Source organism: Pseudodesulfovibrio portus, from assembly GCF_026000375.1.
GTDB lineage: Bacteria > Desulfobacterota > Desulfovibrionia > Desulfovibrionales > Desulfovibrionaceae > Pseudodesulfovibrio > Pseudodesulfovibrio portus.
The window spans coordinates 2,604,977-2,628,683 of the sequence record NZ_AP026708.1 but is presented as its reverse complement, the minus strand read 5'-3'; the positions used below and the strand labels follow the sequence as shown (position 1 = coordinate 2,628,683).

Genomic DNA, 23,707 nt, shown 5'->3' with positions numbered 1-23,707 from the left:
TCTCACTCTCCGTTAGATTGTGCGCCCGAGGCGCACCGGCATAGTAGGGCAAGGCCGGTGAAAAACACAAGGGCAGCGCCATGAAAAAAGGCAGCCGGAGCTGCCTTTTCGCGTAAATTCTAGGACGCGGACCCGGCGCTGGACGTGTCTGCCTTCGCAGGACACTTGGAGGCCGGTGCCGATTCCTTTTTGGCCGGGGCTTCTTCCCCGCCGCCTTCAGGCTTTTGCGCCTGACAGGGCGTGTTCCCGGCGCTCTTTCCGCCATACCCGTCGGCATACCAGCCGCTCCCCTTCAAATGAAAAGAGGAATGGGAGATGAGCCGCTGAGACTCCCCTCCGCACTCGGGACAAACCATTTCCTTTTCCTCGAAACCGGTCTGCCACTCCTCGAACACCGCGTTGCAGGAGCGGCACTGATACTCGTAAATGGGCATGACGTGATTTTCTGAATTCTGTTTTTTAGCTCAAAGCGTAAATTGTTCAGAGTGCGCCGATTGCAGGGCGCAAGAAAAATCCAAGGCCGAAGCGTATCCCGATACGCGAGGGTTTGGATTTTTCGCAGCCACGCCGCAGGCGGCGTGCCCTGAACAGTTTTCAACTAGGCCTTGGCGGCCTTGGCTTCCTTGATCCGGGCCTTGATGGCCTTCTTGCGGCGCTGACGCTTGCGATCCAATTCTTTCATGCGCTCATGCTTCTTGTGACGTGCCATGACGATCTCCTTGATATTGCTGCCCTGATCGGGCTTTTCTTTCTTGCGAGCCGCACTTCATATACCAATCGTTCCCGGTTTGTCCAGCCCCGCCGGGCCGGTTTTTCCTTGACTGAACCCGGCAGGATGTCCATATTCCCACCTCCAAGACAATACTTGAAGAGGACGGATATAATGATCAGAAGCGTCAGCGTGAAGAATGCAGTCAACGATGCCCTGGAGATTTTCCAGTTCGACCAATGGCTCCGGTTCTATTTCGTCAAGGAAAAGAACGGCGAACTCTGGATCGAAATTCCCGAAGAGGTCCTGGCGGAACTCAAGGTGAAGTTCGGCCCGCTCCACAGCTACGCCGACATGGTCAACAACGCGATCACCGACTACAAGCGCTCCCAGGAAAACGTCTGCTCCTTCGTGGCCGCCCGCCTGGACGGCCAGAAGTATGAAGCCACGGTCCTGCCCCAGGTGTTCGACAACGCCACCTTCAAGATCGAAATGTACATGTTCAACGTCTGGCTGAAGATGCACGAGGCGATCCTGGACGAGGAATACCAGGGTTTCGAAAGCTGGACGGAAATGTACGAAGGCTGGAACTCCATGGAGGAAGTCCGGACGTACCGCGCCAAGCTGGTGAAAAGCGGCATGGACCCGCAGATTCCGGCCTGCGACACCACCCAGTAGCCTGCCGCCGAAACAACACGAAAAGGCCCCTGCTCCGATCCGGAGCAGGGGCCTTTTCGTGAAATGAGATCGGCTACTTGCGTTCTTTCCTTTTCCGGTCCTTGCCGCCCTTTTCCACGCCCGTGACCTTGCCGCCCTCGCCCTTTATGATCAACACCGGAGGCTGGCCCTTGTCGGGTTTGGAGGCCACGAGCAGAGAGCCCGGCAGGTCGCGGACATCCACGGCCAGACCTGGTGAACACATCACGAGAGTGAGGACTGTTGCCAAAATCATGCTCTTCACTCGGGCCTCCAACTGCATGGGAGCAAGGGTGATGCCACATTGCAACACCCCTCCATCCCGGAATATTTTTGCTTACGGCGACGAGCAGACGCACCCAAAATTGCGCACGTGGACCACTCGTTCACTGCCTGCCGCGAGCATATCCGCCCCACCTGCGCCCTGTCAACGGGACTCGTAGCGGACGGAGTCGTCGAGGTAGAGGGAGAGCACGGCCTTGTCGATGGCGGACCGGGCCTCGTCGTCGCCGGGCGCGGCAAAACCCACGAAGTTCAATATCCCCTTCCGGGTGTAGACGATGTAGGAAAGGCTGAGCATGGTCCGCCCGTCGACCTCGACCTCCGACTCGATGCGGAGCGTCTTCTTTTCCCCGATGTAGGTGGCGCCCTTCAAGCGGACGGGCGAACCCGACCGGCGAATGGAACGGATCACGAAACGGTTGAAGTTGGAGATGTCGGCGGCGTGCATCTTGCGGCCGGGCCGGACCTCCACCAGCAGGACGGGGCCGCCCGCGGGGCTGACGTATCCGGCTCTCCACTCCGGGGCCATGTCGTGGACCGGGACCGGGCAGGAGAAGCCTTCCGCCGTTTCCAGCTCCCCGACAGGCACCACGTTCCACGTATTGGGCAGCCAGATGGTGTAACCCATGTCAGGATTGTAGTGCGGCAGGGAGGCCCATACCGGGGCCGAAAAGATGATCATCGCCAGGAAGGCGACAAGAAAAAACAGTATGCGCATAGGGGAACCTCTGCTTCACGGATGCGAAGCGCTCAGAGCAGAACGGAAACATACCCCCTTCGCCCGGTGATGACAAGTCCCAAGAAAACGAAACAATTCCTCCGCTTTCCCTTTTCATGCATCCCTTTTTGTCTTATCTCTATAAATAAGAGGAAACATAGCTTGTTGATACGGGCAAACATAACTTGGAGGTTGTGATGAAAAGCTACATCTGCATTGTGGAAGGAAAGGTCACGGGCGACAAGGTCATAGGCGTCACGTTCCAGTCCTGGGCCAAGACGGTGGCCGACGAACTCGGGCTCAAGGGTTGGATACGCAACATCGCCGACGGCAAGGCGGAAATCCTTCTCCAGGGCAGCGCGGAAGACTACGCCGTGTTCCGGGAGCGCCTCAAGACCGAGGCCCCGATCCCGGACCTGAGGAACGTGACCTGCAACGCCAGGGACCACGACAAGGAACACGACCACTTCGAGGCCAGGGGATAATCCGCCGGGCCGCATGCACTTCAGCGGGCCGCCGTCTCCCGGCACGGGGGCTGCGGCCCGCCATGCCTTTCAGGCCGGGCGCATTGCCCTGCACCATTGAATCCAGTACACTGAGCCCATGCCCAAGGTCCGCCAGTTCACCATCGCCGCCAAGCTTTTGATCTGGGCGTCCGCACTGATCATCATCTTTTTCGGCACCACGGCCTATCTCTTCCGGCAGGTGAGCCACGACGCAGAGGTCTCCAACCGCATCGTGGCCGAAAACCACGCCCTGGACTCGGCCATCCAGCGCATGCTGGAGCGGCTCTACTCGGTGCAGGACAACATCAGCCGCTACCGGCTGCTCGGCGGCGACGAGAAGGCCGTGGGCTTCATCGTCGAAGACCTGACCCGGTTCGGCGAAATCCTCGAAGACACCCTGGACAAGCATCCCCGGTACCGGGAGGAGTGGAAGGAGCTGACCGCCGAGTACGAGATCACCCTCGACCCCGGCGAGACCGTCGGCGACAACCTCGCGCCCAACGTCACGGTCCGGGAATGGACCGACATCCTCGAACAGTCGCTCCTCGACAACGTGGCCGACATGGAGCAGAGCCTGACCGAACTGCATGACGCCGGGCAGCGGGCCGCCGACATCGGCCTGTACGGGCTCATCGCCTGCCTCGTCCTGGGCGTGGGCGGCAGCCTGGGCCTGGCCTGGACCCTGAACCGATCGCTCTCCGAGGTCCAGCGCGGCATCAGGGAGCTGGGCACCGGGGCCACGCCCCGCGACATCAGGATTTTGTCCAATGACGAACTGGGCGAGCTGGCCCTGGCCTTCAACGCCATGGCCGCCCGGCTGCGGCGGGAGGAGCGCATGCGTTCGGACTTCGTGGCCATGCTCTCTCACGAAATCCGCACGCCCCTGACCTCGGTCCGGGAGTCCGTGGACCTCATCAAATCCGGCACCTTCGGCCAGGTCACCGAGCAGCAGGCCAAATTCCTGCACATCGCGGAGAGCGAGGCGATCCGGCTGTCCGAACTGCTGGCCCGGCTCATGTCCGTGTCCCGCATGGAATCCGAGACCCTGGAACTCAAGCCCGCCGAGACGGACGCGGGCAGGCTGATCGAGTTCACCCTGGAGCGGCTGGCCCCGACCGCCGAGGCCAAGTCCGTCACCCTCAAGGCCGAAGTCCCGGACACGCCGGTGGTCTTCACCGCCGACCGTGAACACATCCGCCAGGTGCTCCTGAACCTGGCCGGGAACGCCATCAAATTTTCCCCCGAGGGCGGCACGGTCACGGTGTCTGCTGCCTCCGGCGGAGACACGGTCACCTTCCGCGTCGAGGACGACGGCCCCGGCATTCCCGAAGAGGAACGCGAGCGCGTGTTCCTCAAGTATTACCGGGAGCCCGCCATGCGGGACTCGGTTGACGGCGCGGGACTGGGGCTGGCCATATCAAAACGCATCATCCTGGCCCACCAGGGGCGCATCTGGGTGGAGGGCGAACCGGGACGCGGGTCGCGGTTCTGTTTCTCCCTGCCCGTCAAGCACGCATGAGGAAATCCATGGCATCCACACCCCATATCCCGACCGTCCTGGTCGTGGACGACGACGAGAACATCCTCCAGGTGCTGGAGGCCCGGCTGCTCTCTTCCGGCCTGTCCCCGCTTCTGGCCGACCGGGCCGAAACCGCCCTGGAAATGCTGGCCGGGGAGCCCGTGGACCTGATCGTCTCGGACGTGAAGATGCCGGGCATGGGCGGCCACGGGCTGCTCAGGGAGGTGCTGGGCAACTGGCCGCACATCCCGATCATCATGCTCACGGCCCACGGCACCATCCCGGACGCCGTGGACGCCATCCAGGCCGGGGCCGCCGACTACCTGACCAAGCCCTTCGACGGCAAGGAGCTGGTGCGGCTCATCCGGTCCAGGCTGGAGGCCGCGCAGGCCGAGGAGCCCGCGCCCAGGCAACCCGCAGGCGCACGGTCCGCTCCCCCCGCCCCGGGATTCGGCGGCCTGATCGGCGGCAAGGCCCCATCCATGGCCCGGTTCCTGGAGCTGCTGGAGCGGGTGGCCCGGTCCACGGCCACGGTGCTGCTCTTCGGCGAATCCGGCACGGGCAAGGAACTGGCCGCGCGCATCCTGCACGAGGGAAGCCCGCGCGCGGACGGGCCGTTCGTCATCGTGGACTGCGGCTCCACACAGCCCACCCTGCTGGAGTCCGAGCTGTTCGGCCACGTCAAGGGGTCCTTCACCCACGCGGTCAAGGACAAGAAGGGACTGATCGAGGAAGCGGACGGCGGCACGCTGTTCCTGGACGAGATCGGCAACATTTCTCCCGACATGCAGACCCGGCTCCTGCGTTTCCTGCAGGAGGGCACCATCAGGCGGGTGGGCGACACCACGGAACGCAAAGTGTCCTGCCGGGTCATCGCGGCCACCAACGCGGACCTGCCCGGCATGGTGGCCGGGGGCGACTTCCGCGAGGACCTCTACTACCGGCTCAAGGTGGTCACCCTGACCATTCCCCCGCTCAGGGACCGCAGGGAGGACCTGCCCGAACTCATCGACGGCTTCATCCGGGGGCTGTGCGCCGACCAGGGCCGCGAACCGGTCGCCGTGTCCGGCGAGGCCATGCGGATACTCGAAGGCCACCCCTGGCCGGGCAATGTCCGTGAGCTGAAAAACGCCCTGGAGGGCGCCCTGGTCTTCTGCCGGGACGACGTCATCCGGCCTGCCGACCTGCAGTTGGAAGCGCCCCCGGCGGATTCCCCGGCCATGCGGGGCGAAAGCCTCTCTCTGGAAGCCAACGAGCGGGACGCGATCATCCGCGCCCTGGAAGCCGCCGGAGGCGTCAAGAAGGACGCCGCCGACAAACTCGGCATCAGCCGCAGGGCCATCCATTACAAGATCAAAAAGTACGGCATCGGCGTAAATGACGATTAAATCCCGCCATTATTTCCGTTTTACCGCCATCACGGGCTTGCCCCCGAAACCCTCTCAGTATATATAATTGAACAAGAGGCATCCCCCGACAGCGCACTACCTCGGAGACACATGAGCGAAACCAAAATACTCCTTGAGACCGGCACCAACGAGCTGGAAATCGTCGAATTCTATCTCGACGAGGCCCGGGATGATCGGGACTACCGCGGCTATTACGGCATCAACGTAGCCAAGGTCCTGGAAATCATCCAAATGCCGGAGCTGACCGAAATGCCCGAGGTGACCCACCCGGCAGTGCTGGGCGCCTTCAACCTGCGCAACCGGATCATCCCCCTCATCGACCTGGCCGCCTGGCTGGGACGATCCGGGACCAAAGCCGAAGCGCCCAAGGTCATCGTCACCGAGTTCAACCGGACCAAGTCGGCCTTCCTGGTCTCCGGCGTGACCCGCATCCACCGCATCGGATGGAAGGAAGTCGAGGCCCCCAACAACTACGTCTCCTCCCTGACGGCCAACTCCATCACCGGGGTGGTCAAGTTCACCAACCGCATCATCTTCATCCTGGACATGGAAAAGATATGCCTGGAGCTCAACCCGGACGCCTCCCGCAACGCACCGCTGCCGGAATCCGTCACCCAGGCCATCAAGGCCAAGGGGTTGCGGGTCCTGCTGGTGGACGACTCCTCCATGGCCCGCAACATGATCTCCGCCACCCTCACCGAAGCCGGGTTCATCGTCCACACCGAGGAAAACGGCGACGCGGCCCGGCGCTACCTGCTCGCCGTCCAGGAGAAGGCGGCACGGGAAGGCACGGCCATCAGCCACTACGTGGATCTCGTCATCACCGACATCGAAATGCCCTCCATGGACGGCCACACACTGACCCGTTTCATCAAGTCGGACCACGACCTCAAAGAACTGCCCGTGATCCTGTGCTCCTCCATCATCACCGAAACACTGCACCACAAGGGCGTATCCGTGGGAGCGGACGACCAGGTGTCCAAGGCCGAACTGGACGAACTCGCCGCCAGGGCCATGGCACTGCTCGAAAAGCCCGAATAGCGGAACTCCCCTCAAGACCCTCATGAAAGCCAAACTCGCCAGGAAATATTTCACATACGTTTCCAAGCACTTCCCAGTGATGTGCGCATCCGGGGCATTCCCCATGTTGCCGCCCGCCATGGACGCGGCCAAGCACCTCGACCGGCTGGACGACCTGTCCCGGCGCGGCCTGACCAAGCACGTCGCCGTTCTCGCCGGGTTCAAGCAGGATTTCCTGTCCGCCGCCACCAAGGCCAAGACGCCGGAGATCAAGGCCCAGGCGCACGCCCTGGCCCTCAGCGCGGGGGGAGCGGCCACGGAACTGGACTCCATCCTGACCCAGGCCAGGGGACCGGAAATCTACCTGCAGGTCGCCTTCACCGGATTGGAGCAGGCCGCCGACCTGCCCGCCAAAAACGACAAGGCGCGCCAGAAACGCTTCATCAGGCGGCTCCGGGACATCCCCGACCTGCTGGCCCATGCCCTGAACAACGTGGAGACCGTCAACCCGGCCAGCCGCGGCGCGGCCCAGACCATGATCCGGGACTGCGCCCGCTACCTGACCGATCTGGGCAACAGCGAACTGGGCCGGACCGGAAAGGCCCCCCGCCACCTGACCGACGCCCTGAACGCGCTCAAGGATTTCGACCGGTTCGTGACGTCCCGGCCGGAGACCTCGGAAAACCGGGGACCGTCCTTTACGGAAAAGGCGGAGACCGTCCTCGGCACCGACAGGTCCCCGCAGGACATCCTGGCCATCGCCGAAGAGGAATTCGACCGACGGCTGGCCTCCCTGCGCTGGCTGGAAGGGGAAATCGGCGGCGGCAGGAGCTGGCAGCAGATGTACGACGGGCACCAGGGCCCGGACATCGGCGGAGCAGAAGCCCTGGACGCGGTGGTCCGCGAAATCCACAGGCTGCGCCGCTTCGTGCACGAGGTCGCGCTGCCGGGCGTGTTCGCGGACACCCCCCTGCGCATCGAACCGCAACCGCTGCACCTGACCTCGACCCTGCGCCCCATCCACCACGACCCGGCCATCGGCGCCTGGGAGAACGAACCGTCGCGCTGCTACATCAGCCCGCAGATTTTCTCCGGGAGGGGGTTCCGGGACGACCCGATCCGGCTGGCGCGGGTGCGCAAGGAATTTCCCTTCATGGCCGCAGCCCAGACCTATCCCGGTCGCCACCTGCTGGACTCCCAGCGCCGCGCCCTGGGCGAATCGCCCATGGCCCAGTTGACCAACCCCCTGTTCATGGCCGGATGGATCGCCTTTGCCGAGAACCTGCTCGAGGAACTCGGCTACCTGGAGACCCCCCTGGACAGGCTGGTGCACCACAAGCGGGGATTGGCCCGTGCGGCGCTGGCCATGGTCGACGCGGGATTGGCCGTCGGGTCCATGGACCAGGAGGCGTGTTTGTCGGTCCTCGGCCAGGCAGGCTACTCCAAGGAGGAGGGACTCAACCACGTCAGGGCGATCCTCCTCGCCCCCACCTCCCGGGCCATGCCGGTCCTCGGACTGCACGAGATCACGGACCTGCGCAGACAGGCCGGGCTCGATCTCCCCGCCTATTGCGCCGCCCTGTTCCGGCACGGGCAGATTCCCCTGCGCCACACGGCGTTGAGCCTGGCCGGCTGATCCGGCGATTTCTTCGGAATACGGATAGGAAAGGGGCTACATGCTGCCCAGCGAACCGATCTCGGAAAGCTGGAAGACACGGGAAGCCTTGACGTGCTCGGACAGCATCTCGATGCGCTCGACGTTCTCGAGGAAAAACCTGGTCAGCTCGGCGTCCAGCTTGCCTTCCTCCACCTCCTGGCGGAGAATCTTCACGGCCTCGGACCGGGTGAACGCGGGCTTGTAATGGCGCTCCTGCGTCACGGCGTCGTAGATGTCCACGATGGACATCAGCCGACTCTGCACCAGCAGATCTTCGCCCTTGAGCCCGTCCGGATAGCCGGAGCCGTCCATGCGCTCGTGATGCTGACGGATGATGGCCAGCAGGTTGGCGAACGACTCCTGCATGGGGATGTGCTGGAGGATGCGCTCGCTCTCCGCCGGATGGCGCTCGATCTCCCGCCGCTCCTCGCGGGTCAGGTTGCCGTAGGCCAGCAGCAGGTTGTCCAGCTCGTCCTCGTACAGCAGGGGCAGGGATGTCTCCCCCCGGTTGAGGGAGCGCTTGCCCAGATCCCTGATGAAGTCCAGTTCCCCGGCGTCGGGCGTCATGGCCTTGTTCACGTTGGTCACGCAGTCGAAGGCGGCGGCCCAGTCGAAATCCTCGACAGCCCCCATGAGCTGGAACCGGGCACGGACCACGTCCATGCTCTTGGAGTTGAGCCGGGCCTGTTTGGTCAGGACCTCCTCCCGGATGCCGATCTTGCCGACGTCGTGCAGGATGCCCGAGTAGTACAGCTCGCGCAGCTCCTCGTCGGAAAAAACGCGCCCGTTGAAGCCGCCGTGCTCGTTCAGGGCATGGGCCAGGGCCACGGCCAGGCAGGCGACGCGTTCCGAGTGGCCCGCCGTAAACGGGTCCCGGGAATCGATGGCTTCGGCCAGGGCCTGCAGGATGGCGTCCATCAGCTTCTGCACCCCCTCGAAATTGAAGGCGTTCGACAGGGAAATTCCGGCCACCGAGGCCAGGGTCGACAGGCTCACCCGGTGGGCCGCCTCATACAGCCCCTTGTTTTCGGAGGCCAGGATGAGCATGCCCTCGCACCGGTTGGGCGAGACTATCGGTATGATGACCATGGCCCCGAGGCCGGGCAGCTCATGGTTCCACCGCTCGTCCCTGTCCAGGTCGTTGACGATCTCACCGTGTTCCTTCTCGGCCACGTCCTTGAAGAGATCGCTGTCCAGCATCCTGTGCAGGTTGGCACCGAAGGGAAACCCGAACTGGACGGCCAGCCGGAACCGGGAAGACGCCGGATCGCGGAGATAGATCATGCCCAACTCGCCCGGATAATTTTCCATCCGGCACTCGTTGATCAGCGCGTCCACCACGGCGCGCAGCCTGAGCGAGGTGTTGATGTTCGGCACCGAACGATGCAGCAGGGCGAGCTCCCGGTACTTGGCCAGGGCCTCGTCGGCGATGGACCGCCGTGCCAGCTCGACGTCGATGAGCTCCTGAAGGGAAAAGGCGATGAAGGACAGGGCCCGCCGGCAGCTTTCCGCACTTGCGGGGCCGCAATCGTCGGGAACTCCGGCCAGGATGTACCCGGAATGCACGTCGCTGAAGTTGATGCGCTCCGCTATGACGCCGGGACCGGGCTCGGCGCCGCCGGGAAAGGACTCGGCCCCTTCCACCAGGACCACTTCGCCTTCAAAGCTCACGGCCAGGACGCACCCGTTTCCGACCAGCTCGGCTCCCTTGCGGAGGAGCTTCTGCATCACGCTGGGGCGGATGTATTTTTTGAATGGGGCCATGGGAGAATGCGGGGGGTTGGCTAAATGCAGGCTACAGATCCAGCAATTCCTTGGATACGCGAAGGATTTCGTCAGGGTCAAAGGGCTTGGTCATGTACATCATGGCTCCGAGCTCCAACCCCTGCTTGCGGTCGACCTCCTGTCCCTTGGCGGTGAGCAGGATGATCTTGGTGTCAACGAGTTCCTCGTCGTCCTTGACCACGCGGCACACCTCATACCCGTTCATCTTGGGCATCATGATATCGAGAAAGACCAAGTCAGGACGCTTGCTCCTGATGAATTCCAAACCTTCCTCACCGTCGGAAGCCGTGTACAGGACCACTTCAAATTCGTCCTCAAGCTCCTCGAGCGTCTGCTCGAGCAGCATCTTGATGTGAACTTCGTCATCCACGATGAGGATCTTCTTGGCCATTGGAAACTCCTTACCAATTCAATATCATACAGTTCGCCGTCGCAACGGCTGTCACATGCCATTCATGACACAAACGCATGGTCGCCGCAATTATTATAATGCGCTGATTTCCTTATTGACAACTATACACGGGCAGGATGACCACGGAAATGCCGGGCACTCGTATCAGCTGCCTCAAACGGACGTTCTCCACCTCTTCGGCCGGGATGAAAACCACGCCGAGGAATCCTTGGTCGAGGTGGTCCCAGACATCCTCGACCCCGGCGAATATCATCTCGCCCGTGCACAGGACCGACAGCCCGTCCAGATCGCACTTCTCCGGGGTGCCGAGCAGCATGCAGCCGGTCTTCACCGACCTCCTGCCGATCAGCGCCTTGGCCGATCGGACCAGGCTCTCCTCGTCCACGGGCTTGGCCAAAGCCATGTCGCCCCGCTCCGTTTCGTCGGTCAGCGCCGAAAGGACGAGGATGGGGATATCGCGGGTGGCAGGACTGGAACGCAGGCAGCCGATGGCCTCGTTGCCGTCCATGCCGGGCATCATGATGTCCATGGTGATCAGGTCCGGCTTCAGGACCTGGGCCCTGACGACCGCGTCGTGCCCGTTGTCGGCGACCTTGACCCGGAACCCCTGATCGCTGAAGACCTGGCTCAGATAGTTGGTCAGGGACGGGTCATCGTCCACCACCAGGACGAGCGGCGCCTCGAGCTGCTCAAGCTGCACGCCGGTATCGGCCTCCGGCTCGGGGCATTCGAACCGGGGGCCGCCGTCCGCGCCCTTCGCGCCGCGAGCCACAGGGATGGAAAAAGTGAACGTACTGCCATGGCCCGGCTTGCTCTCGACCCAGATGCTGCCGCCGTGCCGCTCCACGATCTGGCGGCAGATGGGCAGCCCAAGGCCGGTTCCGGCGGGCTTTGAGGTCAGGGTGTCCCCCGCCTGCTTGAACTTGTCGAACACGTGTCTCAGATCCTGTGACCTGATGCCCGCCCCCTTGTCCTCCACCGAGACCACGACCATGCCGTTCCCGGCCCGCGCCCGGCAGACGATGGGACTCGTCTCGGTGAACTTGACCGCATTGGAGATGAGGTTGACCACCACCTGGACCAGCCGGTCGAAGTCGCCGAACACGGGCGGCAGGTTCTCCTGGATGTCCACTTCCAGGGCAAGCCTGTTGTTCTTCCACAACCCCATGGTGGAGTTGCGCGAATGGGCGATCACGTCGGCCATGGAAATGCGCCTGTCGCGCCACTGGACCTTGCCCGCCTCCATCCTGGCGATGTCGAGCACGTCGTTGATCAAATCCGTCAGCCTTTCGGCCTCGGACACGATGATGTCCAGGTTGTTGCGCACCTGGGCGATGGGCCTGGCCGCCTCCTCACTGTCCGCCAGGGAGGGGAACACGCTGTTTTCCAGCTTCTTGCGGATGATCTTCGAAAATCCGAGCACCGAGGTCATGGGCGTGCGCAATTCGTGGGACACGGTGGAGATGAAATCGGTCTTGAGCCTGTCCAGTTCCTTCTCCCGGGTGATGTCCCGGACAAGGATGACCCCGCCGAGGCATTTCGGTGCCGCGTCCCCCGCCAGGATCGGCGAGGCCACGGCCTTGCCCGTCCGGTCCCGGGACAGGGCGATGTCCGCTGACAGTACACCCCGGGCGCACTGCCGGACCTCGGCCGCCAGGCCTGCGACCTCATCGGGGAAAACATCGCCCACCGGCACCCTTTCAACGGACTCGTCCCCGAGATCGAAAAACTCCCGCATGGCCGGATTGACGACCGATATCTGCCCCATGGGGTTGACCACGAGCAACCCGTCCACCAGGTTGTCGATGATGGACGACAGATAGGCCATGTGGTCGCGCAATTCCCCCGAGGCCTTGTTCACCTCGCTCTCCATCTCGGAAAAGAGCATGGCCAGCTCCCGGCCCATGGACCGCATTGCCCGCCCCAGCACCTCCATTTCATCGTTGGTGCGGATGTCGATGGTCGCGGAAAAGTCGTGGGCCTCCAATCTCCGGGCGTGCTCGGTGAGCTGGTGCAGCGGACGCGAAATGTGCCGCGTGACCAGATAGAGAATGCCCACGCAGGCCCAGAAACAGATGAAAAGCATGGTCTGCATCTTGATCACGGCTTCCCAGAAGTAATCCATGATCACGCCCTTATCCATGCCCACGTGGACGTATCCCGCCACCCCGGCGAGCACGGGCTTGCAGATGTCGATGACCTGCCCGATCTGCTCGACTTCCAGTTGGCAGACCCGGCTCGTCTTGTCCTGCTTCAGCTCCACCAGGGGCTTGGGCATTTCCGGCACAAAGGTATGGGAGACCACCAGCCTGTCGGCGTCCACGACGAATACGTAGGCCACGCCCTCGATGTCGAGATACTGGTCGACCATGGACTGGATGGTGGACACGTCGCGGGCCAGCAGGATTTCCTGGCTGCCCCGGGCGATGGAGGCGGCGATGGCCGAGCCCTTGCTGACGTATTCCTCGGTCATGCGGTTGTAGAGGGTCCAGGCCGCGAGACCGGAGGCCATGGCCGAGATGATCCCGAACAGGCAGAAAGCGAGCAGCCCCGTCTTCTGGAACAGGGACAATCCTCTTACTTTTGCCATGACCGCCAATGCTCCTCGTCGATGGGCACGAACTTGCCGCCCCGAACCGTGGTGAAATAGACGCGGTCGAGCCCCTGATGCCTGGACGGGTTGAGATTCACCGGCGCATCGATGCCGATATCCAGGTCCTTGACGGACTCGGCTGCCCTCCCCAGTCCCATGCCCGGATTCTTGCCATAAATCTCAAGAATATGGGCCATAACCTTGGCGTTGAGGTATCCCTCGAATCCGGTGAAACTATAGGGAAGCGGCCTATAGCCGGGATCGGCCATATCCGGCGGGGCCGGACGGATCGAATCCATGCGCTCCCGGTATTCCCGGACGGCGGGCAGGCTCAGGTCCTCGTAGCTGGGGACCACCTGGGTGTTGATGAGGTCGCGCGTGTAATCCCGGCCCTGCTCGCGCCCCGCCCCTTCCAGCAGGGCCAGCAGGTGCTCGCTGCCCACGAACGAGACATTGGCGATGGGCACGTCGAGCCCGAGATCACGGGCATCGCGGATGAAGGCGGCGCAGGCCGCATAGGAGCCGACGGACAGGATGACATCCGGTTCGGCCTGCTTGAGAATCTCCACCTGCCGGGCCATGGAATCCTCGAACCGGGCACCGCGCCGGTAGGTCGCTTCGCAGGCCAGCTTGGACCCCTTGGCCTCCAGGGCGCGTCGCGCTCCTTCCCATCCCCCGCGTCCATAGGCGTCGGCCTGATAGAAGACGGCCATCCGGGACCTGTTCAGGGACACGAACCGCTCCACCAGCCCGGCCAGCTCCTGCAGGTAGGAGGCCCGGAGGTTGAAAACGAACGGTTTGTAAGGCGGTTGGCGCTGCGGCTCGGCCCCGGTAAAGGGGAAGAAGAGGAGCTTCCGCCCCCCCTTGTACCCGTTGAGCAGCGGCAGGATACGGGTGACGGTGGGCGTGCCCACATAGTTGAACAGGCACCGGATGTCCTCGGCATTGAGGAACTCGATGGTATTCTCCACCACCGGATCGGGCTGGTAGCCGTCGTCCATGGTGACGATTTCCACGGTCCTCCCTCCGATGCCGCCATCGGCGTTCAGGGGGATGAAATAAGCCATGGAACCTCGGTACAGCTCGATGCCCAGGCCGCCGCTGGGACCGGTGAAGGCTGCGGACATGCCCAGAACATACCGGTCAGTTGCCCGGGCCGGGCTCGCGCACGACAGTGCGCAGGTCAGGACGAAGATAATAAGGATAATCCGGCGGCCGGGACCGCAATTGCCGTCTTTCACCGATACTCCTGCAGGTGGGTGATTTGCCATATCAATACCAACGATTGCCTCGACATTACCGCCATGTCAATGGTTTCTAAAGACACCCGTCTCCCCGGGGCATGCATTTCCCGACTGGTGCGCGGGGCTTGCCAAGGGCTGTCATGTGAAGTAATTCAACTACCGCGCGAACTATCCGAGGGGCCGGTTGAATCGGTCGCCCGGAGACGCGCCACACGAACACCCCCACCAGGAGCAATCAAGCGCCATGTGCGGCATCGCAAGCTTTCTCAGCAATACCAATTGGCAGACAATCCCGGACACCGACTGGCTCATCGAGCTTGAAGCCGGTTTCACCGACATCGCCGAAAGCGATCTGGCCAAGGCGGCAGGCCCGCTCAAGGACCTGGCCGACCGCTTCTACGACCTGATGTCCTTCGGCCTGCATATGCGGCTGGTGGCCGACCCGGCCGCCCGGGACGCGCTCACGTCCATCCGCGACACCGTGCGCTCCTTGCGCAATGCAGCCGCCGTGAAGTTGGAACAGGGCCCGCGAACGGACGAGCTGGAATCCCTGCGCGAGTCCCTGGACGACTACCTCTGGCAGATCGACCGGGAGGTCCTCGACAACGTGGACCGCACCCTGGCCGTCATGCCCGGCAACCTGCGCGGGGACACCGCTTCCCGCGACCGCCACTTTCTGGCCTGGGCAACGGAACAGGTGCTGGAGTCCATCGACAAGCTCGAAGTGCGCGGCCGCGACTCGGCCGGGGTGGCCGTGGCCTTCATCCTGCCTGCGGACCGCGACCCGGAACTCGCTCTTTCCGAAGCGCAGAAGGCGCAGCTGTGCGACCGCTGCTCCATCTCCAACGCCGACACCCGGCAGGTGCTGGTGCGCAAGCTGGACGACGGCCGCACCGCCTGCCGTTTCCTGTACAAGGTGGCGCAGCTGGTGGGCCAGCTCGGCGACAACGGTGCCGCCCTGCGCGCGTCCATCGTGAACGACGAGCTGCTCTGGTCCATGGCCGAAGGGCTGACCAGCCTGAACATCATGGCCCACACCCGCTGGGCTTCCAACGGCATCATCTCCGTGCCCAACTGCCACCCGGTGGACGGCCTGGTCGAGGGCGACATGTCCACGGGCCTGGAAAAGACCATGTTCGTGCTCAACGGCGACGTGGACAACTACCGGACCCTGGTGGAGGAGACCGTCTTGTCCAAGGGCGCGCACATCCCGCCCGCCATCTCCACCGACGCCAAGATTCTGCCCGTGCTCTTCCACCTGGGCGTGGACGAGGACGGCGGCGCCGAGGAGCGGTTCCGGTCCGTGCTCAAGCAGTGCGAGGGGTCCCTGGCCGTGGTCATGCAGAACCTGTCCGACTTCGACTCCCAGTTCCTGGCCCAGAAAGGGTCGGGCCAGTCCTTCTACATCGGCCTGACCGTTGACGGCTGGCTGGTGGCCAGCGAGGCTTACGGCATGGCCGCCCGCGCCCGCTCCTCCTACCCCATCGCGGTACACCGCCAGGGCGGCGTGTCCGTGGTCCTCAGGGAGTCCGACCCGGCGAACACAGCGCCCGTGGCCCGCTTCCTGGACACCGGGGAGACCGTGGAGCTGGCCGAGGAAAAGATAGAGATTTTCTCCCGCGACATCTTCCGCGGCAAGTACGCCCACTACATCGAAAAGGAAATCCACGAGGCGTCCGGCTCGGTGCGCAACACCCTGCACGGCAAATACGCCAAGAAATCCGGCAAGGTAACGTTCCTGCCCGAGGGCTTCGGCAACGGCCCGGCCCTGATCAAACGATTCCAGAACACCGGGACCCCCATAAAACGGATCATCTGCGTGGGCCAGGGCACCGCCGCCGTGGCCGCCATGGCCGTGGCCCAGTTGCTGCGCCGCACCCTGGCCCCCGTGCGCGGTTCAGGCGAACTGTCCATCGAGTCCTACACCGGCTCCGAGCTGATCGGCTTCATGGGCGACGAGCGCATGGACGACGTGTTCCTGATCCCGGTGTCGCAGTCGGGCACCACCACGGACACCAACCGGGTGGTGGACCTGTGCCGCGACCGGGGCGCGTGGGTCAACTGCATCGTCAACCGGCGCAACTCCCCGCTGGTCAAGAAGTCCGACTCCTACATCTATACCTCCAACGGTCGCGACGTGGAGATGGCCGTGGCCTCCACCAAGGCGTTCTACTCCCAGGTGGCCGCAGGCAAGCTGCTCTCCCTGTGGCTGGCCGACGTGCTCTCGACCATGAGCAGCGACGAAATCCTGACCGAGATCGAGGCCCTGGAGAACCTGCCGGGCATGATCGACAAGGTGCTGGAAGGCAAGGACGCCATCGCCGAGGTGGCCAGGAAGTACGCCCCCGTGCACCGCTACTGGGCGCTGGTGGGCAACGGGGCCAACTGCATCGCGGCCCAGGAGGTGCGCATCAAGCTGTCCGAGCTGTGCTACAAGTCCATCCCCTGCGACGTGACCGAGGACAAGAAGCACATCGACCTGTCCACCGAGCCGCTGACCCTGGTCATGGCCTCCGACCTCCCCGAAATGGTCGTCATGGACACGGTCAAGGAGACGACCATTTTCAAGGCCCACAACGGCTCGCCCATCGTGTTCTGCGCCGAGGACGAAACCCGCTTCGACTCCGTGGCCGAGGCCACCATCAAGGTGCCCCGCGTTGGCGGCGGCCTGGACTTTGTGCTGGAGACCGTGGCCGGTCACTGGTGGGGCGTCAGCGCGGCCCTGGCCATCGACTCCCACGCCGAGCCCTTCCGCAAGGCCCGCGTGCTCATCGGCGAGATGCTCGAGGACACGGCCCGCTGGGACCGCAAGAAGCTGCTGGAGGCCCTCAACGGCTGCATCGACCGCATAGCGTCCGGGGCCACGGACTCCGCCCTGCCTGCGCGGCTGGCCTCGCAGCTCGCCAACTACATGCTCTGGCTGGTCAACCAGTCCACTGAAATCTGCGCCACCGAGGCCCGGTTGGCCGACATCCTGACCACCCTGAACAAGGCCATCGAAGAGATGACCCGGCCCATCGACACCATCCGTCACCAGGCCAAGACGGTCACGGTCGGGATTAGCCGTCCGCAGGGGTAACAATCTGAAATTACGATCCATTGATTAGGCCCGCCGCATAATTTGCGGCGGGCCTTTTCTGTGGTGATTGAGGTGCTCTTCATGCAGCAAGCACCGCTGGTGGCGGAGGATTCAGGGCGTCAGGACTGCTGGTTGGATGTAAGTTAGATTTAGATAAAATATTCTCCAAATTTTCACATTATACTCAACAGATTTAAATTCACCAATCCTCTACACCACAAAATCGCTCACATCTGGCCCTTAATCTCTTCCAACAATTCTGATGGACTGAGCACTTTAACTGTTGGGATATTATTTTTTAACGATTTGATAACCTTAATTAGCTTATAGTCCATAGTAAGGAAATGATCGCATTGATTGTGTTCTGCGCACCAGATATGAAATGCATCTAGCAACTGATTAATGTTTTTCGGATTTTTACCTTGATAAGCTCCTGTTGCTTTTTGCAATTGTAAAAATCTTTTTTGATTTAAATTTAACAAAAATTTTTCTTGCAGTTCTTTGGCTGACGATCCGAACCCTACGACTATCCTTCCGTAAACAAAAGGAGCGTCTACCATACTCACAGGAGCACCATAAAACATTCCTGATTGACTATCCATTTTTGGAAGCCCCCAACTTTCAAAGATTATTTCATCCTGCATTACGATCTCAATCAGGCCGTCCTTCGCCATTTTTGCGATTTCAGGCAACGAATCTGCATCTTTTTTTTGCCGTAAATTATTGATTTTATCATTCGGATTTATTTCACGGAAATCATGAACAATGCATTCGTGGTTTATCCCTCCCCAATTTATTGTCTGATTTCTAGGAATTAAGCGGTTAAGGCTAGTTGCAGAGAATTTCAAAATACACGTGTCAATGTAGACCTTAATTAATTTCATTCTTTTCAGTCTCCCGTCACGCCTGATTAATTTATCCGAATATCTCCCAATTATGAAAACGAGGGGGCAAGTCTTGATAGATAGTAATATAAAGCCGTGGCCAAGTCTTGCTCTTGACCTCAGTCCGCGAGACTGGGAGATTAAGGGGACACCATACCTATTTTCCCTGAGCATAAGAAACAAGCCCCTTAATTCAGAAACGGTCGGCTTGACACGAACCACATATCTTCACTAAATCATCTGCATGGATTCGGTGCGGCCAATGGAGGGCCGACGCGGATCTGTATGGTTATGCCAGGCCAAAGGCCATCCCGACCTCAGTCGGGATGGCCTTTTTTATTAACCGCTACACAGGTGAAGCCCCATGATGATCAAAATTCTCGTTCTTGCCGCCTACATCGTCGCAGTGCTCGCGCTGGGAATGCTCATACGCGGGCGGGTCAAGGATTCCCCGAGCGAGTATTTCCTGGCCGGGAGAAAGCTCGGTTTCTTCGTTCTCTTCGGCTCCATGGCCGCCACCAATTTCAGCGCTTTCACCGTGTTCGGCGCGTCCGGGGCAGGCTACCTGCACGGGCTCTCCTTCTTTCCCATCATGGGATTCGGCACCGGGTTCATGGCCCTGACCTTCTGGCTCATCGGGTCGCGGGTGAACCGGCTGGGCAAACTCCACGGGCTGGTCACCCCTGCGGAGCTGATCCAAAACCTGTACAACAACCGATTCCTGTCCGGACTCTTCGCCCTGATCATGATCGTCTTCACCATCCCCTATCTCGCCCTGCAACCCATGGCGGGCGGATACGTGCTCAACCAGCTGATCGGCCTGCCCCAGGCGTGGGGCGCGGGCATCGTCACCCTGGTCATCCTGCTGTACACCCTGCGCGGCGGCATGCGCACTGTGGCCTGGACCGACACCCTGCAGGGGCTGATCATGGTCGTCATGCTGGTCCTCGCTCTGTCCATGGCCGTCTCGCACCACGGGGGATTCGGCGCGGCCATGTCCAAGGCGCTCCAGGCCGACCCCGCGCTCTTCTCCCGCCCCGGCCCCGCAGGCCGGTTCGGACCGGGAATCTGGCTCTCCTACATCCTGCTCTGGTTCTTCTGCGACCCCATGTTTCCCCAGCTGTTCCAGCGTTTCTACACGGCCAGGGACGAAAAATCGCTGGAGCGGACCATGCTCCTCTACCCCCTAACATGCACGGTGGTATTCGCCATCCCCGTGCTCCTCGGGGTCATCGGGCGGCTGGACTTCCCCGGCCTGACGGGCAAGGAGGCCGACGCCATCGTGCCCCTGCTCATGACCAGCATCGGCGGCGACTTCATGGGAGCCCTGGTCCTGGCCGCGGGGCTGGCCGCGCTCATGTCCACCATGGACTCGCAACTGCTCACCCTCTCCTCCATCTTCACCAGGGACGTGTACCCCCTCCTGCCCGGCAAAAAGACCGGAACAACAACGGTGGGCCGCATCTTCGTCTGCTGCCTGGCCCTGGCCGGATACGCCATGGCCGTGAACCCGCCCACGAGCATCCTGCAGATCGCCACCCAGACGTTCACCGGGCTGGCCGTGCTCTTCCCGGCCGTCTTCTTCGGGGTGTACCTGAAACGCCCCCGCCCCCGGCCCGCCATCGCCTCCATCCTCGCTGGCGAAGCCGTCATGCTGTATTTCGCCCTGGCCGCCCCGGCCATGCCCGTCCTGCCTGTGGTCCCGGTCATGGCCGCGACCATCGGCACCTACCTCCTGGTCCACCTGGCCTCGGGAGCGGGCTTCTCCCTGCTCCGGTCTTCGACCTCCCGCAAATGGTGGCCCGCCTTCGGGCTTCTGTTCCTGGCCGCCTACGATTTCTGGATGTGGGATGACGACCGGCCGTTCCTCCTTGGCCTGCCCCTGTGGGTCTGGTATTTCGTGGCCCTGAGCGGGGCGCAGACCGCCCTAATGTGGTTCATGAACCGATCGCGGCACGAGGAAAAGACACCGAGCGGAGCAACCCGGGCGACCAAAGGATAACCCAACGCCCCGGCCAAGGTCGGCCGGTCCGTTGACATCGCTATTGTTCAGCGGTCGCTTTTTTGTTAAAAGCACATATGCCTGCACGGCATGGATTGATAATTTACTTGTTTCGATATCCAATTGAAATAACGTGATATTGATTCATTTCACGCTAAAAATTCGACCCGGCCGCCCCACGGGAGGAGCCCCATGCAGATAACCACCACCACTCCCGCGCTGCTGTTTCCGGCGATCTCGCTGTTCATGCTCGCCTTCACCAACCGCTTCCTGTCCCTGGCCGGGCGCATCCGCAGTCTGCACGACCAGCACCGGGACGCCATGGACGATTCGGTCCGGGCCCAGATCGAAAACCTGCGCAGACGGGTCAACATGATCCGCTCCATGCAGGGCTACGGGGTCCTGTCCATGCTGGCCTGCATCTTCTCCATGATCGCCCTGTTCGAAGAGTTCCTGGTCGCCAGCCAGATCCTGTTCGGGTTCAGCCTGCTCTTCCTGGTCATCTCGCTCGTCTATTCGTTCATGGAAATCCGCATCTCCATCCAGGCCCTGGACATCCTGCTCAAGGACCTGGAGCAGAAATAAAAAAGCCCCGGATCGAAATCCGGGGCTTCTGTGTTCCGTTGCCTGGACGCTAGATGTAGAGCGTCTTGAAATTCTTCTTCACGTCCGGGAACTTCTGAAATTCCTCATACTCCGTGGCCGCCTTGCGCAGGTAGTCCACGAACTGGGCGACCAGCAGCTTCCGCTCGAGCTTGCGGCTCCAGGACTTGACCTCGAGGTTGCCGCTGGTCTTCAGGGACACGGCGAAAACCAGCACCGTATCGTCTTTGATTTCGTCAACGTGGCCGACCGCGTCCACGATCATGTCCACCTTGGTGAAGGTCTTCCTGTGGGAATTGACCACGTTGTTGATGGCCTGTATTTCCTGCTGGGAAAAATGAAGCTGCTCCAGGGAGACGGCGCCCCTGACGGAAACCAGGCCGGACACTCCCTCGGGCTTCTCGGCCACGACGTGCAGCAGGTCCGTCTTGAAATAGACCAGGCCGAACCCGGCAAGGAGAAATAGAATGACTGCCAACAGGCTGACCTTGGAATACCTGTTTGCTCGACTGCCTTGCTTCACCATTCAATTACCACCTAAAAAGTCAATATTCCCGAATAGAAAGAATGTGGAAAAATCCACAGCTGTGTTTCAGTTAATCCAATTGCCGCCGATTGGCAACGAAAAACAGGCGGTACGACACTTTCGGGATACCTTTTCATGAAAAAATCCAGATTTCAACTAGAACATTATGCGTTGCAGTGTCGCATATGCGGGACGCATGAATTCCTTATTAATCGAGAGGTTGCAAAAATCCGACCCTCCAAGGCTATTGTCGGCGGCCACTCGATGCTGTATGATGTTCTCCATGGCGAACAGCGACACGGCAGAATACCGCATTCAGGTTGACCAGCTCCGGCCCGGTGTTTTCATCAGGCTGGAAAGGACGAGCTGGTTCGACCACCCCTTCCTGTTCTCCAACTTCAAGATCAAGGACGATGAGCAGATCGCGCTCATCAAGAAGCTGGGCATCACCCACGTGGTCTGCATTCCCGAGAAGTGCGACGTGCTCCCCGCAAGCCCTGCGGAGACGAAGGACGAGGCCGAAAAGCAGCGCACCGACCCCGACAAGGAGCTCTCCCAGGAGGTCATTGACCATCTGTGGGAAATCAAGATGGAGCGCGCCAAGCGCCTTCGGGAGAAGAAGGACCACATCGCCCGCTGCGAGGAACGGTTCAACGCCTGCATCAAGATGTTCGACTCCATACTGAAGAACATTCTGGGCGGCAGCATCGAGTCCCTGGGCGAGGCCGTCGCCTTTGTGGACAGGCTGTCGGACTACTTCGTGGCCGACCGGGAATCGACCCTGCACCTGATGAACGTCATGGAAAAGGGCGAGGCCACCTATTCCCACCCCATGAACGTGGCCGTGCTGTCCATGATGGTGGGCCGCGAAGCCGGGATGTCCGCCGACGAGATGACCGCCCTCGGCCTGGGCGCGCTCTTCCACGACATCGGCAAGGAGCAGATCGACAAACGGCTGCTCAAGAAACGCGACCTGAACAAGACGGAGCTGGGGGTCGTCCGGCAGCATCCTGTGCTCGGCGCCAAGCTCCTCCTTGAGGTGGACGTTTTTCCCAAGACCGTGGCCCGCATCGTGGCCCAACACCATGAGCGCATGGACGGCTCCGGCTACCCGTCCGGACTCAAGGGCGACGCCATCGACAGGCTGGCCCGCATCGTGGCCGTGGCCGACGCCTACGACAACCACTGCAACCATGCGGACCCCATGGAGTCGCTGACCCCCTACCTGGCGCTCTCCTACATGTTCGGCCAGCAAAAAACCGTGTTCGACGTGGAGATACTGGCCCTGTTCATCCGGTGCCTGGGCGTCTATCCACCCGGCACCGTGGTCGAGCTCAGCAACGGCGAAGTGGGCATGGTCATGGCCGTGAACCCCAAGAACCAGCTCAATCCCAGCGTCATGCTCTACGACCCGGCGGTCCCCAAAAAGGAAGCCCTCATCGTGGACCTGGCCGACGAGCCCGACCTGCGCGTGGAAAAATCCATCCGCCTGGCCCAGCTCTCCAAAGAGGCCTACGACTACCTCTCGCCCCGGGCGCGGATCACCTACTACGTCGATCCCAGTTAGGCCTCCGGCGGCCCTCTCCTTTGTTGCTGTTGCGCTTCATTTTCCACACTTCAGAGCATGCTGGTTTAGGTGCTGAACACATTGATTGTCCTGTGTCGCCCTTCGTGGGAAATGAGGACTGGCAGTTATGCTTTAGATGTGGAGCGCATTCGCGTCATGCTTCTTTCGTTATCCCTTTTGAGTGTTCCGCCCCCCGGCGGCCCTATTTTTGGCTGGCGCCCCAAAAATAGGGGAAAAAGGTCGCTTTTGCGGGGTAGCTCGCGCTGACAGGCCCAAGAGCCTGTAGGCGACTTTGCTAACCGTCTGCAAACTTGCCGATGGCAAGGTCGACGGGCTGCGCAAGTCGCCCGGAACAGGCTCTAGGGTCTGCCAGCGAATTGTCTTCGGCAACCGCCCGTCTCTGCCATCTCCAACAGGCGCAGCTCAGGAAGCACGCCCGCTCGGACAATCATTGTATGCACCCGCCTTGATCGCGGCCTAGAAGTCGACAGCGAGG

The 23,707-nt window shown here is 61.7% G+C and carries 19 protein-coding genes; 10 read left to right on the top strand and 9 right to left on the bottom strand.

The features are described from left to right. Positions 1 to 119: 119 nt before the first annotated feature. Positions 120 to 434: an FmdB family zinc ribbon protein gene (locus OO730_RS12530; RefSeq protein WP_264981809.1), complete on the bottom strand. Its 315-nt coding sequence runs from the start codon at positions 432 to 434 to the stop codon at positions 120 to 122. Positions 435 to 883: 449 nt separating this feature from the next. Between OO730_RS12530 and OO730_RS12525 the strand changes: the two genes are divergently transcribed. Then, the gene (locus tag OO730_RS12525; protein WP_264981808.1) at positions 884 to 1,387 is read left to right on the top strand and encodes a hypothetical protein; all 504 of its coding nucleotides are present in this window, start codon (positions 884 to 886) and stop codon (positions 1,385 to 1,387) included. A 73-nt stretch (positions 1,388 to 1,460) separates the two neighbouring features. Here the strand turns inward: OO730_RS12525 and OO730_RS12520 are convergent, their stop codons facing one another. Together OO730_RS12520 and OO730_RS12515 are read right to left on the bottom strand one after the other, a co-directional pair. Next, on the bottom strand, positions 1,461 to 1,661 hold the full coding sequence (locus OO730_RS12520) for a hypothetical protein (protein WP_264981807.1): 201 nt from the start codon (positions 1,659 to 1,661) through the stop codon (positions 1,461 to 1,463). A gap of 171 nt (positions 1,662 to 1,832) precedes the next feature. Continuing rightward, entirely contained in the window at positions 1,833 to 2,405 is a 573-nt protein-coding gene (locus tag OO730_RS12515) for a hypothetical protein (protein ID WP_264981806.1), read from the bottom strand. Between the two features lie 197 nt (positions 2,406 to 2,602). Here OO730_RS12515 and OO730_RS12510 point away from each other — a divergent pair, with 197 nt between their 5' ends. The 5 genes from OO730_RS12510 (at position 2,603) to OO730_RS12490 (ending at position 8,495) form a co-directional block, all read left to right on the top strand. Next, positions 2,603 to 2,890 (top strand): acylphosphatase, encoded by a 288-nt coding sequence (locus OO730_RS12510; RefSeq protein WP_264981805.1) that lies wholly within the window; start codon positions 2,603 to 2,605, stop codon positions 2,888 to 2,890. A 118-nt stretch (positions 2,891 to 3,008) separates the two neighbouring features. Further along, entirely contained in the window at positions 3,009 to 4,430 is a 1,422-nt protein-coding gene (locus tag OO730_RS12505) for a sensor histidine kinase (RefSeq protein WP_264981804.1), read from the top strand. Between the two features lie 8 nt (positions 4,431 to 4,438). After that, positions 4,439 to 5,818 (top strand): sigma-54-dependent transcriptional regulator, encoded by a 1,380-nt coding sequence (locus tag OO730_RS12500; RefSeq protein ID WP_264981803.1) that lies wholly within the window; start codon positions 4,439 to 4,441, stop codon positions 5,816 to 5,818. 111 nt (positions 5,819 to 5,929) lie between these two features. Next, positions 5,930 to 6,880, top strand: coding sequence for a chemotaxis protein (locus OO730_RS12495; protein WP_264981802.1), 951 nt, complete (start codon positions 5,930 to 5,932; stop codon positions 6,878 to 6,880). Positions 6,881 to 6,902: 22 nt separating this feature from the next. After that, positions 6,903 to 8,495 carry a DUF885 domain-containing protein gene (locus OO730_RS12490; protein WP_264981801.1) on the top strand — a complete coding sequence of 531 codons (1,593 nt, stop codon included), beginning with the start codon at positions 6,903 to 6,905 and terminating at the stop codon, positions 8,493 to 8,495. A 36-nt stretch (positions 8,496 to 8,531) separates the two neighbouring features. Here OO730_RS12490 and OO730_RS12485 read toward each other — a convergent pair whose 3' ends face one another. The 4 genes from OO730_RS12485 to OO730_RS12470 all read right to left on the bottom strand — a co-directional run bounded on the left by OO730_RS12485 (position 8,532) and on the right by OO730_RS12470 (position 14,547). Further along, a complete protein-coding gene (locus tag OO730_RS12485) occupies positions 8,532 to 10,280 on the bottom strand; it encodes an HD-GYP domain-containing protein (RefSeq protein ID WP_264981800.1) in 1,749 nt (582 codons plus the stop codon). Positions 10,281 to 10,311: 31 nt separating this feature from the next. Beyond that, positions 10,312 to 10,692: a response regulator transcription factor gene (locus OO730_RS12480; RefSeq protein WP_264981799.1), complete on the bottom strand. Its 381-nt coding sequence runs from the start codon at positions 10,690 to 10,692 to the stop codon at positions 10,312 to 10,314. Positions 10,693 to 10,804: 112 nt separating this feature from the next. Beyond that, positions 10,805 to 13,303, bottom strand: coding sequence for an ATP-binding protein (locus OO730_RS12475; protein WP_264981798.1), 2,499 nt, complete (start codon positions 13,301 to 13,303; stop codon positions 10,805 to 10,807). After that, entirely contained in the window at positions 13,291 to 14,547 is a 1,257-nt protein-coding gene (locus tag OO730_RS12470) for an ABC transporter substrate-binding protein (protein WP_264981797.1), read from the bottom strand. Before OO730_RS12470 ends, OO730_RS12475 begins: the two co-directional genes overlap by 13 nt. A 247-nt stretch (positions 14,548 to 14,794) precedes the next feature. Here OO730_RS12470 and OO730_RS12465 point away from each other — a divergent pair, with 247 nt between their 5' ends. Beyond that, positions 14,795 to 17,629: an SIS domain-containing protein gene (locus tag OO730_RS12465; protein WP_264981796.1), complete on the top strand. Its 2,835-nt coding sequence runs from the start codon at positions 14,795 to 14,797 to the stop codon at positions 17,627 to 17,629. 227 nt (positions 17,630 to 17,856) lie between these two features. On the opposite strand, the gene OO730_RS12460 is transcribed toward OO730_RS12465, so the two are convergent. Beyond that, positions 17,857 to 18,513 carry a hypothetical protein gene (locus tag OO730_RS12460; protein ID WP_264981795.1) on the bottom strand — a complete coding sequence of 219 codons (657 nt, stop codon included), beginning with the start codon at positions 18,511 to 18,513 and terminating at the stop codon, positions 17,857 to 17,859. Between the two features lie 364 nt (positions 18,514 to 18,877). On the opposite strand from OO730_RS12460, the gene OO730_RS12455 reads away from it, so the two are divergent. Continuing rightward, positions 18,878 to 20,515, top strand: coding sequence for a sodium:solute symporter family protein (locus OO730_RS12455; RefSeq protein ID WP_264981794.1), 1,638 nt, complete (start codon positions 18,878 to 18,880; stop codon positions 20,513 to 20,515). Between the two features lie 192 nt (positions 20,516 to 20,707). Next, positions 20,708 to 21,100 carry a DUF2721 domain-containing protein gene (locus OO730_RS12450; protein WP_264981793.1) on the top strand — a complete coding sequence of 131 codons (393 nt, stop codon included), beginning with the start codon at positions 20,708 to 20,710 and terminating at the stop codon, positions 21,098 to 21,100. Between the two features lie 49 nt (positions 21,101 to 21,149). Here the strand turns inward: OO730_RS12450 and OO730_RS12445 are convergent, their stop codons facing one another. Beyond that, positions 21,150 to 21,644: a hypothetical protein gene (locus tag OO730_RS12445; protein WP_264981792.1), complete on the bottom strand. Its 495-nt coding sequence runs from the start codon at positions 21,642 to 21,644 to the stop codon at positions 21,150 to 21,152. Between the two features lie 283 nt (positions 21,645 to 21,927). Here OO730_RS12445 and OO730_RS12440 point away from each other — a divergent pair, with 283 nt between their 5' ends. Continuing rightward, positions 21,928 to 23,211 carry an HD-GYP domain-containing protein gene (locus tag OO730_RS12440; protein WP_264981791.1) on the top strand — a complete coding sequence of 428 codons (1,284 nt, stop codon included), beginning with the start codon at positions 21,928 to 21,930 and terminating at the stop codon, positions 23,209 to 23,211. The last annotated feature ends 496 nt before the right edge of the window (positions 23,212 to 23,707 follow it).

Bases quoted from the DNA above. Each gene is read 5' to 3' on its own strand.
- OO730_RS12530 (WP_264981809.1), bottom strand. From the start codon at position 434: ATGCCCATTTACGAGTATCAGTGCCGCTCCTGCAACGCGGTGTTCGAG.
- OO730_RS12525 (WP_264981808.1), top strand. From the start codon at position 884: ATGATCAGAAGCGTCAGCGTGAAGAATGCAGTCAACGATGCCCTGGAG.
- OO730_RS12520 (WP_264981807.1), bottom strand. From the start codon at position 1,661: ATGATTTTGGCAACAGTCCTCACTCTCGTGATGTGTTCACCAGGTCTG.
- OO730_RS12515 (WP_264981806.1), bottom strand. From the start codon at position 2,405: ATGCGCATACTGTTTTTTCTTGTCGCCTTCCTGGCGATGATCATCTTT.
- OO730_RS12510 (WP_264981805.1), top strand. From the start codon at position 2,603: ATGAAAAGCTACATCTGCATTGTGGAAGGAAAGGTCACGGGCGACAAG.
- OO730_RS12505 (WP_264981804.1), top strand. From the start codon at position 3,009: ATGCCCAAGGTCCGCCAGTTCACCATCGCCGCCAAGCTTTTGATCTGG.
- OO730_RS12500 (WP_264981803.1), top strand. From the start codon at position 4,439: ATGGCATCCACACCCCATATCCCGACCGTCCTGGTCGTGGACGACGAC.
- OO730_RS12495 (WP_264981802.1), top strand. From the start codon at position 5,930: ATGAGCGAAACCAAAATACTCCTTGAGACCGGCACCAACGAGCTGGAA.
- OO730_RS12490 (WP_264981801.1), top strand. From the start codon at position 6,903: ATGAAAGCCAAACTCGCCAGGAAATATTTCACATACGTTTCCAAGCAC.
- OO730_RS12485 (WP_264981800.1), bottom strand. From the start codon at position 10,280: ATGGCCCCATTCAAAAAATACATCCGCCCCAGCGTGATGCAGAAGCTC.
- OO730_RS12480 (WP_264981799.1), bottom strand. From the start codon at position 10,692: ATGGCCAAGAAGATCCTCATCGTGGATGACGAAGTTCACATCAAGATG.
- OO730_RS12475 (WP_264981798.1), bottom strand. From the start codon at position 13,303: ATGGCAAAAGTAAGAGGATTGTCCCTGTTCCAGAAGACGGGGCTGCTC.
- OO730_RS12465 (WP_264981796.1), top strand. From the start codon at position 14,795: ATGTGCGGCATCGCAAGCTTTCTCAGCAATACCAATTGGCAGACAATC.
- OO730_RS12460 (WP_264981795.1), bottom strand. From the start codon at position 18,513: ATGAAATTAATTAAGGTCTACATTGACACGTGTATTTTGAAATTCTCT.
- OO730_RS12455 (WP_264981794.1), top strand. From the start codon at position 18,878: ATGATGATCAAAATTCTCGTTCTTGCCGCCTACATCGTCGCAGTGCTC.
- OO730_RS12450 (WP_264981793.1), top strand. From the start codon at position 20,708: ATGCAGATAACCACCACCACTCCCGCGCTGCTGTTTCCGGCGATCTCG.
- OO730_RS12445 (WP_264981792.1), bottom strand. From the start codon at position 21,644: ATGGTGAAGCAAGGCAGTCGAGCAAACAGGTATTCCAAGGTCAGCCTG.
- OO730_RS12440 (WP_264981791.1), top strand. From the start codon at position 21,928: ATGGCGAACAGCGACACGGCAGAATACCGCATTCAGGTTGACCAGCTC.